The organism is Escherichia albertii NBRC 107761 = DSM 17582, assembly GCF_000759775.1.
GTDB lineage: Bacteria > Pseudomonadota > Gammaproteobacteria > Enterobacterales > Enterobacteriaceae > Escherichia > Escherichia albertii.
Map to the genome: position 1 here is coordinate 1 of NZ_BBMY01000144.1, position 11078 is coordinate 11078.

The following is an 11078-nucleotide window of genomic DNA, read 5'->3' on the forward strand; positions in this document are numbered from 1 at the left end:
CACCCAATCTCCAGTCTCAAATTTTGGTTGAGGGAGAAAAAATGCGACAATACATACAATTATCCGTATAGGTTGAAAGACAGGATTGATATGACGAATCTCCCCAAGTTCTCCACCGCACTGCTTCACCCGCGTTATTGGTTAACCTGGTTGGGTATTGGCGTACTTTGGTTGGTCGTGCAATTGCCTTACCCGGTTATCTATCGCCTCGGCTGTGTATTAGGGCGTCTGGCGTTACGCTTTATGAAACGACGCGCCCAAATTGCATATCGCAATCTGGAGTTGTGCTTCCCGGAGATGAGCGAGCAAGAACGCCATGAGATGATAGTAAAGAATTTCGAATCCGTTGGCATGGGACTCATGGAAACCGGCATGGCATGGTTCTGGCCGAACCGCCGTATTGCCCGCTGGACGGAAATAATCGGCTTAGAAAATATTCGTGATATACGGGCGCAAAAACGCGGCATCCTGTTAATCGGAATCCATTTCCTGACGCTGGAACTGGGCGCACGACAATTTGGTATGAAAACACCGGGTATTGGCGTCTATCGTCCTAACGATAATCCACTGCTTGATTGGTTGCAGACCTGGGGTCGCCTGCGCTCAAATAAATCGATGCTGGATCGTAAAGATTTAAAAGGAATAATCAAAGCACTAAAGAAAGGCGAAATGGTCTGGTATGCACCGGATCATGATTACGGCCCGCGTTCAAGTGTTTTTGTACCATTATTTGCCGTTGAACAGGCGGCAACCACAACCGGCACCTGGATGTTGGCACGAACATCTGGCGCGTGTCTGGTGCCGTTCGTTCCACGTCGTAAGCCGGACGGCAAAGGCTATCAGTTGATCATACTGCCGCCAGAGTGTTCACCACCGCTGGATAACGCTGAAACCACCGCGGCATGGATGAATAAAGTGATCGAAAAATGCATCATGATGGCGCCAGAGCAATATATGTGGCTGCATCGCCGCTTTAAAACACGCCCGGAAGGCGTCCCTTCACGTTATTAATCCTTCTCAGATAAGCCGGATAAGATGTGCCAACATCACATCCGGCAACAATACCCACGGCTGATTTAGCGATAAAAGCTCTCTCCATTGCGCCACCTATAAGTCAGGCGCATAATTAGCGTGCTTATCTTTTATTCTCCTGGTCACCGCGCTCCGGCGCATCAACAGCGGATTGCTATGTCACCTTCCGATAATGACACCCCCATAAACTGGAAACGAAACCTGATCGTTGCCTGGCTAGGCTGTTTTCTCACTGGTGCCGCCTTCAGTCTGGTAATGCCATTCTTACCTCTCTACGTTGAGCAACTTGGCGTTACAGGCCACTCGGCCCTGAATATGTGGTCCGGCATAGTCTTCAGTATTACCTTTTTATTCTCCGCCATCGCCTCGCCGTTCTGGGGGGGACTTGCCGACCGTAAAGGCAGGAAAATCATGCTATTGCGCTCAGCTCTCGGAATGGGCATCGTGATGGTGCTGATGGGGCTGGCGCAAAATATCTGGCAGTTTTTGATCCTGCGTGCGCTGCTTGGTTTGCTTGGCGGATTTGTTCCCAACGCTAACGCCTTAATCGCCACTCAGGTTCCACGCAATAAAAGCGGCTGGGCGCTGGGTACGCTTTCCACCGGTGGCGTCAGCGGCGCGCTGCTCGGTCCAATGGCTGGCGGACTGCTTGCAGATAACTATGGCTTACGTCCCGTTTTCTTTATCACTGCCAGCGTATTGATACTCTGCTTCTTCGTCACCCTCTTTTGTATCAAAGAGAAATTCAAGCCAGTTAGCAAAAAAGAGATGCTCCACATGCGAGAAGTGGTGACCTCGCTTAAAAATCCGAAACTGGTACTTAGCCTGTTTGTCACAACGTTAATAATCCAGGTCGCGACCGGTTCTATCGCGCCAATCCTGACACTCTATGTCCGTGAACTGGCGGGCAGCGTCAGTAACATTGCTTTTATCAGCGGTATGATCGCTTCTGTTCCCGGTGTTGCTGCGCTACTTAGTGCACCACGACTCGGCAAACTTGGCGATCGTATCGGACCAGAAAAGATCCTGATTACCGCGTTGATCTTTTCCGTGCTGTTGTTGATCCCTATGTCCTACGTGCAAACGCCACTGCAATTGGGCATTTTACGTTTTCTACTCGGTGCTGCCGACGGTGCGCTGCTTCCCGCCGTGCAAACACTGCTGGTTTATAATTCGTCCAACCAAATCGCCGGACGCATTTTCAGCTACAACCAGTCATTTCGCGACATTGGCAACGTCACGGGACCGTTGATGGGCGCGGCTATCTCAGCAAATTATGGTTTCCGTGCCGTATTTCTGGTTACCGCCAGTGTTGTTCTGTTCAACGCAATCTATTCGTGGAACAGTTTACGCCGTCGCCGATTACCTCAAGTATCGAACTGATTTTTCGCCTTTCATACTTGCAAAAGCGGAGAATCAGCTATTCTTTTCCCTGAATCCTCATCAAATCAAAGGGAGAATCGTGATGACTATGTACGCAACGCTTGAAGAAGCCATTGATGCCGCTCGCGAGGAGTTTCTTGCTGATAATCCAGGCCTCGAGGCTGAAGATGCGAATGTACAGCAGTTCAATATGCAGAAATATGTTCTGCAAGACGGCGACATCATGTGGCAAGTTGAGTTTTTTGCTGAAGAAGGCGAGGAAGGTGAATGCCTGCCTGTGCTCAGCGGTGAGGCCGCACAAAGCGTCTTTGACGGCGATTATGATGAGATAGAGCTTCGCCAGGAGTGGCAGGAAGAGAATACACTGCATGAATGGGATGAAGGTGAATTCCAGCTTGAGCCGCCTCTGGATACCGAAGAAGGACGCACCGCTGCCGATGAGTGGGATGAGCGTTAATTATTCGTACGGGCCGTGATGAATATCAATCGGTAGCAGTAAAGTATCAATAACCAGAGAAAACGGCAGATCGAGGATCGTGACATAGCGCCATGCAGAATCACGAACGTCCCATTGCACCCCAGGATAATATTGGTTGCCATGCCCCTGCCCTGGCATGGTGCGGCTAATGATACTGCCGCATCCGCTAAGCAGGGCGACCATGATGCCGACTACAATGAAACGCATTTGATACCCCTTTCGTAAAAAAATACCGGCATTACGCCGGTATTTTTATTGCTGGAAAAGTGCTCGTTGTTTCGCTGGATGCACGACCGTCTTATCAGCGTCACAAACATCGCGGTCTGAAGCGTAGCACATCAGGCATCCAGACCTTCACTGCGAAGTTGCATCAGGTTTACGCAATGCCAGCGGATTCAACGTTATCCCTTCATAATAACTCACCCATGACGAATACTTCTCCGGGGAGTTCCACACCCGGAAATGCAGGCGCGCCATGGTCACTGGATCGCTCAACAGCACCAAACGACGATCGCGATTCAGCTTCTCTGGTGTCTCGTTCAGCGCCTGTTCGACATGACGATCGCGAGCAATTTCCAGTACTTTACTGACCCGGTGACGCGCAGTGGCCATTGCCGTTGCCAGAGCGTTAAATGACGGATTAAACACGGCATGCATAAACCCATCATCCAGTGCGCGTTGTCGGTTCATTTCCAGGAAACGGTCCGTGTCGACCAGCACCTGCGGCGGCGAATACTCTTCCGGGATCAGGAACAACTTCCAGCGTTTGGTACGCAGCCCCACGGTTGTCCGGCTGGAGATCACCGAAACAAACGGTGACAGGATCAACGAGAAGACAATTGGCGCCAGCCAGAACAGGAATCGCAGATCCAGCCATGCCATGCCGACTGCCCACACTAATCCCAACAGCAACTGTGAGCCATGACGTTTGAATGCTTCCCCCCAGGAGGTGGAGTCATCATCGCGTTGCGGTGAATTCCATACAACTTCCCAACCGAGGAAAGCGCTGACCACGAATACGGTATGGAACAGCATACGAACTGGCGCCAACAGCACTGAGAACAACACTTCCAGCAGCAGCGATAACGTAACGCGCCAGAAGCCGCCATATTCTTTCGTTCCTTTGCACCAGATAAGCAGAATACTCAACAACTTCGGCAGGAACAGCAGTACCATCGTTGAGGCAAACAGGGCAATCGCCAGTTCGGGACGCCACTGCGGCCAGACCGGAAATAACTGCCGGGGTTGCAGGAAGTATTGTGGCTCAGTCAGCGCGTGCACCACCTGCAATGCGGTAGAGAGCGCCAGGAACATAAACCACAGCGGCGCGGAAAGATAAGACATTACGCCTGTCAGGAACACCGCGCGGTGAACCGGATGCATCCCTTTAACCAGGAACAGACGGAAGTTCATCAGGTTACCGTGGCACCAGCGACGATCGCGTTTTAGCTCATCAAGCAGGTTAGGCGGCAGTTCTTCATAAGAACCAGGGAGATCGTAAGCAATCCATACACCCCAACCTGCACGGCGCATCAGCGCGGCTTCCACGAAGTCGTGTGACAGAATGGAACCAGCAAAAGATCCCTCGCCTGGCAGCGGCGCCAGCGCACAGTGTTCAATAAACGGTTTCACGCGGATAATCGCGTTATGTCCCCAGTAGTGCGACTCACCCAGTTGCCAGAAATGCAAACCGGCAGTGAACAGTGGCCCATATACACGGGTCGCAAACTGCTGGCAGCGCGCATACAGCGTATCCATACCGGACGCTTTCGGCGATGACTGGATAATCCCGGCATTCGGGTTGGCTTCCATCAGACGCACCAGGCCGCACAGACAATCGCCGGTCATCACCGAGTCAGCATCCAGCACCACCATGTAGCTGTACTGGCTGCCCCAGCGGCGGCAGAAATCATCAATGTTGCCGCTTTTACGCTTCACGCGGCGGCGACGACGGCGATAGAAAATCTGCCCTTCGCCCTGCACTTCGGCGATCAGTTCCATCCAGGCTTTTTGTTCCGCCACACAGATGTCCGGGTTGTAACTATCGCTCAGAATATAAACATCAAAATGTTTGGCATTACCTGTCGCTTTCACTGACTCCCACGTCGCACGCAGACCTGCAAAAACGCGGCTCACGTCTTCGTTGCAGATAGGCATGATCAATGCCGTACGGTGCTCCGGGTTTAGCGGTTCATCACCCACGGTTGAAGCGGAAATACTGTATTTATCGCGACCAATAAGCAGTTGCAGGAAGCCCATCAACGCCGTCCAGAAACCGGCGGACACCCAGCAAAACAGTACCGCGAAGAGGATCAGGATACCGGTTTGCAGCATATAAGGCAGAAGCTGCATAAAGGAAACCCACAGATCCTGACCGACCATATCAACCGGGTTAATCAACGCCCAGCCCTGATACGGGAGGATAGTCTTCATATACCAGGTCGCGACAACGGTTTGTGCCAGCGTCAGGACCAGCAGGATGTAACGGCGGATTGTCCCGACGGTACGCCACTTTTGCTCACTCTCCTGCTCTTCTTTGGTCAATCGCGCCAGATAACGTGGCGTAACGTCGCGTCCACGCAAACGATCCCAGAAGCGTCCTACCGGGTTAGTACGCCATGGATCGGGAAACATAGAAGAGCGTTTTGCTTTCGGCATTGCCTTAAGTTGGTCACGCCCCTCATCGTCTTTGACTAATTGCCCGTCAGCGAGAGAATCCGGCCAGGCTTGTTCAAGACGTGCCTTTACCGATCCTTGCGGGGAGTCATCCTCCCGCGCATAGATACGATGTTCGGCATCCAGCGCCTGATGAACGGCGCGGATATCAGTCTTCGGCAATGCCGCTTTCTCGCTTGCGGAGACAGGCATTGCGTCAATGTACTCAGTTGTCTTATTCATTGGCAGGTAACTGGTAGCTCCAGGTTTCACTCAACGTCTGATCGGCATTAACCAGGGCAGCACGCATTTCGGTGGTTTTCTTGGCATCTTTCACTTTCACACGCATTACCAGACGCCAGCCTTTAGTCACTGGGTTATAACGCACCGTACTTTCTACAATCTCACCATTATCACCAATGCTGGTCTGTGCCGTGACTGGAGTATCCTCTGGCAGCTTTTTCATTTCAGCGCCAGTAAAATCGACCACAAAGGCGATAGTGCCGTCAGGCTGGCGAATCAGGTTTGACTGTTTAACATCGCCCGTTGAACGACGAGTCTGCTGCACCCAGGCATTATCAGGCGCATGTAGTTTGTCTTCGTCACGACTGAAGGTGATGGTGTATTTAAAATTCATCTCCTTGCCTGGTTCCGGCAGTTGGTCCGGTGTCCAGTAAGCAACGATGTTATCGTTGGTTTCATCGTTGGTCGGAATTTCTACCAGCTCAACGCTACCTTTGCCCCACTCCCCTTTCGGGGTTACCCAGGCGCTAGGGCGCAAATCGTAACGATCGTCGAGATCTTCAAAGCGCGAGAAATCGCGTCCACGCTGCAACAAACCAAAACCTTGCGGATTCTCCATGGCGAAGCTGCTGACCGCCAGATGTTTCGGGTTATTCAGCGGACGCCAGATCCACTCACCGTTGCCGGCGTGGATAGATAAGCCGTTAGAATCGTGCAATTCCGGGCGGTAGTTGGTTGTCGGAGACGGTTGATTTGGCCCGAACAGGAACATACTGGTTAACGGCGCAACGCCCAATTTGCCGACTTTATCGCGCAGGTAAATTTTCGACTGCACATCGACAACCGTGTCACGCCCCGGCATGACAACAAACTTATAAGCCCCTGCCGCACGTGGAGAGTCCAGCAATGCATAGATTGTTAAACGTTTGTCAGTTGGTTTTGGACGCTCAATCCAGAACTCTTTAAAACGTGGAAATTCTTCACCAGATGGCAACGCGGTATCAATTGCCAGACCTCGAGCGGAAAGGCCGTAAACCTGCCCTGCGCCAATGACGCGGAAATAGCTAGCCCCGAGCATGCTGACGATTTCATCGTTTTTATCTTTGCTGTTGATCGGGTAAAGCACTTTAAAACCGGCGAAACCAAGGTCTTTTACCGTGTCTTTGTCATGCTGAACATCGCCGAAAGTGAAATAATCCGGGCTGTATTTGATTCGTTTTACTGCGGTTGCAGTGACTTCATTTATTTTGACCGGTGTATCGAAGTACATACCCTGATGGTAGAACTCGAGCTTGAATGGGGTCTTCAGATTATTCCAATAAGCTTTATCATGGTTAAACTGGATCTGCTGATAGTCCGCGTATTTCATATCACGGAAGACGGAGGGCAAGTTGCTTTTCGGCGCCTCATAGCCTTTCCCGGCTAAGGATTGAGCTTGCTTAGCGACATCGTCAATGCTGAATGCCCAGCTTGAAGATGTATACAGGGTTAACATTACTGCAGCACTCAACCAACGCATTTTCATCATTTGTAGTTTATGTTTCATAATTAGTAAGCACTTCCCCCCTTTGTGTGCTTATATCGATCCGATCTATTTTAATGGATAACCAGCCATTCCGACAACAGAATCCCGGTATTGTTCAGCGCACTGGCTCATGGATTAAACACCTGGTCACAACCATTTTCACTTTCCGTGCTTCTCCTAAAGACAGAAGCGACGAGTTCGTGTAGGGTTTGCCAGCAAATTTATTTATCTACCGTCTTACAAACGCTCCCATTCTGGTTAGTGGTAGTGGTTATGCCATGCAGAACAGCCATGAAGCTCGCGCCGCGTGCGGTCAGGCTGGCTCTCTTGTGGTAAAAATCCTAAAGGCATTACCCGACAGGGATAAGACGAAAAATCCGAGATTAGTTAACCATATATGAACCCAGTACCCGCGCAGCGTGAATATTTCCTCGACTCCATCCGCGCCTGGCTGATGTTGTTAGGGATCCCTTTTCATATTTCTTTAATCTATTCAAGCCATACCTGGCATGTGAATAGCGCAGAACCGTCATGGTGGCTGACTCTTTTTAATGACTTCATCCACGCGTTCCGCATGCAGGTATTTTTCGTTATTTCTGGATATTTTTCCTACATGCTATTTTTACGCTACCCATTGAAAAAATGGTGGAAAGTACGTGTCGAACGTGTAGGAATCCCGATGTTAACGGCCATTCCCCTGCTCACTTTGCCACAATTCATTATGTTGCAATATGTCAAAGGCAAAGCGGAAACCTGGCCCGAACTATCCTTGTATGACAAATATAATACGCTGGCCTGGGAATTAATTTCTCACCTATGGTTTTTGTTAGTTCTGGTCGTCATGACGACAATTTGCGTATGGATATTTAAACGCATCAGAAATAATTTAGAAAAATCTGATAAAGCGAATAAAAAATTCTCGATGATTAATCTTTCGTTGCTTTTTTTATTTCTCGGAATCAGTTATGCAGCGATAAGAAGAACGATTTTTATTGTTTATCCACCTATTTTAAGTGACGGCATGTTCAATTTTATTGTCATGCAAACGTTATTTTATTTGCCATTCTTTATTTTGGGAGCTCTGGCTTTTATTTTCCCTAATCTTAAATCCTTGTTTACCACGCCATCTCGTGGCTGCACACTCGCTGCAGCATTGGCGTTTGCCGCTTATTTACTCAACCAGCGCTACGGCAGCGGCGACGCCTGGATGTATGAAACCGAATCAGTGATCACGATGGTACTTGGCTTGTGGATGGTAAATGTGGTCTTCTCCTTTGGACACCGATTGCTTAATTTTCAGTCGACACGAGTAACCTATTTTGTAAACGCATCGCTGTTTATTTACCTAGTTCACCACCCATTAACGCTGTTTTTCGGTGCATACATTACTCCGCATATCACATCAAATCTGCTGGGTTTTCTCTGTGGTCTGGTATTCGTGGTGGGGCTTGCGATAATTCTGTACGAAATTCATTTACGCATCCCATTGTTGAAGTTTTTGTTCTCAGGCAAGCCGATCGTGAAGCGTGAAAACGATAAAGCGCCAGCCCAATAAGCAACGCTTACAACAACCATTCAACGGGCAATATTGACGCCAGTCGGACCATAACCCGCTTCCAGAAACCGGTGGCGGGTTCTTTTTTGAGGATAATCTCTTCCTTCCTATGACGATCGACCCAGTTGATCCGCCCCCAACGGTCCAGACGAAGCTGCCATGCCACATCATACTGGCTCTGAATAAAGCGTTTATCGATTAATTGCGCCAGTGTCCCGCTCTCTATCACAAAACCCATTTCAGTATTGAGCAAAGTTGAACGCGGGTCGAAATTGAATGAACCAATAAACACCGTCTTGCCATCGATACTAAACGTCTTAGCATGCAGGCTGGCGCCGGAATTACCGGTTATGCCGCGATCGTGCAATGTGCCGCTTTGTTCTCTCGTTGGCTTAAGTTCATACAATTCAACGCCATAGCGGAGCAGTTTTTTACGCCAGCGCGCGTATCCGGCATGTACCACCGCGACGTCATTGGCGGCCAGCGAGTTAGTTAAAATGGCAATTTTCACTCCTCTTCTGACCATTCGTAGTAACTGCGCCACGCCTGCGCGCGTCGGCACAAAATAGGCCGAAATAATATCGATGCGTTCACTGGGTGAGCCCATGATATCAAACAGGCGCTGCGGCAGTAGTGAATGGCGCTTTGCCTTACCTTCTCCTTTTGCTGGATCATCGCTTAACAAACGCGTTTTTGCCCAAATTAGCGGCAAAGTTCCTTCAACCAGTTGATTCATTAACGGGCTGGATCTCAGTTTGCATAAATAACGCTGCGTGATGGGATCATTGTTCCAGGATGCAGGCAGTTCTATACGATCAGCCATTTCACCTTCGGCAACATCCAGAACCTGCTGCAGTGGTGAAACTGACTTGCAATACCAGTAACGGACAAAATCATCCGCAACGTCCTCTACGACCGGACCTATAGCCATGACATCTAAATCAGAAAAAAGGAGCTCTTCCCCTGCACCAAAATAGGCATCACCAATATTTCGTCCGCCCACCAGCGTCACCACGCCATCAACAGTAAAGCTTTTATTGTGCATACGGCGATTGAGGCGAGAGAAGTCAGTGAGATAACCAAGCGGACGCAATAAACGAAACGAAAAAGGATTGAAAAGCCGGACTTCAATGCGCGGGTGGCTATCGAGTAAACGTAAAATGCCATCAAGCCCCGGCGTATTGTTATCATCCAGCAACAAACGGACGCGAACGCCACGCTTCGCCGCAGCCAACAGAGCGGAAAATAGCAGCCTTCCCGACATATCGTCCTGCCAGATGTAATACTGAACATCCAGCGTATGTTCCGCCAACTCTGCGAGGCGATATCGTGCAGCAAATGCATCCAGACTTTTATCAAGGGGGAGAATGCCGCACAGTCCAGGATGTTGCGAACACAGTGGCAACACCGCACTTGCTAGCCGGGGTAAATCATTCATCGCCTTGTTGGGTAAGGAGTCTTTCGTAGAGGTGGGCATTTTCAGCATCATAACAGACAAAGTATACCTGCTCAGGTAAAGCGTGACGGGTCATAAATTCCGCAACAGTTTTTACGGCTATTTCAGCCGCCGCAGCGCGTGGGTAACCGTATACCCCCGTGCTAATGGCAGGAAAAGCCACTGACGCATAGCCATTCGCCGCTACCAGCCGCAGACTATTAAGATAAGCATCCTGCAATAGTTGATCTTCATTTTGTTCGCCGCCGCGCCAGACAGGTCCAACGGTATGCACCACAGCTTTAGCGGGAAGACTGCCTGTAAGAGTAATGACTGCATGCCCCGTAGGGCAATCGCCCTGTAGTTGGCGTACTTTTAAACAGGCATCCAACAACGCAGGACCGGCAGCACGATGAATAGCGCCATCAACGCCGCCGCCCCCCATTAATGATGGGTTCGCCGCATTAACAATAACATCAACGGTAAGTTTGGTAATATCGCCCTGCACAACATGGATACGCGATTTCATAACGCCTCCTTACACTCTCTTGTTTCTTAAGTGTACAGCAGGGGCTTTAGAGAAATCGCATTTTTCTTGTCAGTAAGCATGAGTTGTTCAGGAACTTAGTGATATTCGATGCTCATCACCGCCAGCTTTTTTTGCTCATCAATGTATTGCATTTTCACCGAGGCAATTTGTGCATTTTTAACTTTGCCGCTCATAAGTTCCTTGCCGGAATAAGATTGAGTATGAACGACCCCATTCTGGGTG

The 11078-nt window shown here is 49.8% G+C and carries 10 protein-coding genes; 4 read left to right on the forward strand and 6 right to left on the reverse strand.

Going from position 1 to position 11078, the window contains the following annotated elements; genetic code table 11:
• Positions 1-90: 90 nt before the first annotated feature.
• The 3 genes from EA14781_RS19610 to EA14781_RS19625 all read left to right on the forward strand — a co-directional run bounded on the left by EA14781_RS19610 (position 91) and on the right by EA14781_RS19625 (position 2872).
• Complete coding sequence (locus tag EA14781_RS19610) at positions 91-1011, forward strand: Kdo(2)-lipid IV(A) acyltransferase (RefSeq protein ID WP_002461958.1); 921 nt, start codon at positions 91-93, stop codon at positions 1009-1011.
• Positions 1012-1188: 177 nt separating this feature from the next.
• Positions 1189-2415: a multidrug efflux MFS transporter MdtG gene (gene mdtG, locus EA14781_RS19615; protein WP_024164777.1), complete on the forward strand. Its 1227-nt coding sequence runs from the start codon at positions 1189-1191 to the stop codon at positions 2413-2415.
• 82 nt (positions 2416-2497) lie between these two features.
• Positions 2498-2872, forward strand: a complete 375-nt coding sequence (locus EA14781_RS19625; RefSeq protein ID WP_000180066.1) for a MysB family protein — start codon at positions 2498-2500, stop codon at positions 2870-2872.
• Here the strand turns inward: EA14781_RS19625 and EA14781_RS19630 are convergent, their stop codons facing one another.
• The 3 genes from EA14781_RS19630 to mdoG all read right to left on the reverse strand — a co-directional run bounded on the left by EA14781_RS19630 (position 2873) and on the right by mdoG (position 7319).
• Positions 2873-3100, reverse strand: a complete 228-nt coding sequence (locus EA14781_RS19630) for a YceK/YidQ family lipoprotein (RefSeq protein WP_001211108.1) — start codon at positions 3098-3100, stop codon at positions 2873-2875. It lies immediately after the preceding gene.
• A gap of 147 nt (positions 3101-3247) precedes the next feature.
• Positions 3248-5791: a glucans biosynthesis glucosyltransferase MdoH gene (gene mdoH, locus EA14781_RS19635; protein ID WP_010332479.1), complete on the reverse strand. Its 2544-nt coding sequence runs from the start codon at positions 5789-5791 to the stop codon at positions 3248-3250.
• Positions 5784-7319: a glucans biosynthesis protein MdoG gene (gene mdoG / locus EA14781_RS19640; RefSeq protein ID WP_072243501.1), complete on the reverse strand. Its 1536-nt coding sequence runs from the start codon at positions 7317-7319 to the stop codon at positions 5784-5786. Before mdoG ends, mdoH begins: the two co-directional genes overlap by 8 nt.
• Before the next feature lie 394 nt (positions 7320-7713).
• Here mdoG and mdoC point away from each other — a divergent pair, with 394 nt between their 5' ends.
• Entirely contained in the window at positions 7714-8871 is a 1158-nt protein-coding gene (gene mdoC, locus EA14781_RS19655) for a glucans biosynthesis protein MdoC (RefSeq protein WP_001070370.1), read from the forward strand.
• A gap of 7 nt (positions 8872-8878) precedes the next feature.
• Here mdoC and EA14781_RS19660 read toward each other — a convergent pair whose 3' ends face one another.
• The 3 genes from EA14781_RS19660 to EA14781_RS25850 form a co-directional block, all read right to left on the reverse strand.
• On the reverse strand, positions 8879-10360 hold the full coding sequence (locus EA14781_RS19660; RefSeq protein ID WP_042326119.1) for a phospholipase D family protein: 1482 nt from the start codon (positions 10358-10360) through the stop codon (positions 8879-8881).
• Positions 10302-10835 carry an O-acetyl-ADP-ribose deacetylase gene (ymdB, locus tag EA14781_RS19665; protein ID WP_000842238.1) on the reverse strand — a complete coding sequence of 178 codons (534 nt, stop codon included), beginning with the start codon at positions 10833-10835 and terminating at the stop codon, positions 10302-10304. Before ymdB ends, EA14781_RS19660 begins: the two co-directional genes overlap by 59 nt.
• A gap of 95 nt (positions 10836-10930) precedes the next feature.
• Positions 10931-11078, reverse strand: a 148-nt coding sequence (locus EA14781_RS25850) for a YmdA family protein (protein ID WP_042336090.1), incomplete at its 5' end; no start/stop codon positions are given.

Coding starts and splice junctions, on each gene's coding strand:
- EA14781_RS19610 (WP_002461958.1), top strand. CDS start 91: ATGACGAATCTCCCCAAGTTCTCCACCGCACTGCTTCACCCGCGTTAT.
- ymdB (WP_000842238.1), bottom strand. CDS start 10,835: ATGAAATCGCGTATCCATGTTGTGCAGGGCGATATTACCAAACTTACC.
- mdoG (WP_072243501.1), bottom strand. CDS start 7,319: ATGATGAAAATGCGTTGGTTGAGTGCTGCAGTAATGTTAACCCTGTAT.
- mdoC (WP_001070370.1), top strand. CDS start 7,714: ATGAACCCAGTACCCGCGCAGCGTGAATATTTCCTCGACTCCATCCGC.
- mdoH (WP_010332479.1), bottom strand. CDS start 5,791: ATGAATAAGACAACTGAGTACATTGACGCAATGCCTGTCTCCGCAAGC.
- mdtG (WP_024164777.1), top strand. CDS start 1,189: ATGTCACCTTCCGATAATGACACCCCCATAAACTGGAAACGAAACCTG.
- EA14781_RS19660 (WP_042326119.1), bottom strand. CDS start 10,360: ATGATGCTGAAAATGCCCACCTCTACGAAAGACTCCTTACCCAACAAG.
- EA14781_RS19625 (WP_000180066.1), top strand. CDS start 2,498: ATGACTATGTACGCAACGCTTGAAGAAGCCATTGATGCCGCTCGCGAG.
- EA14781_RS19630 (WP_001211108.1), bottom strand. CDS start 3,100: ATGCGTTTCATTGTAGTCGGCATCATGGTCGCCCTGCTTAGCGGATGC.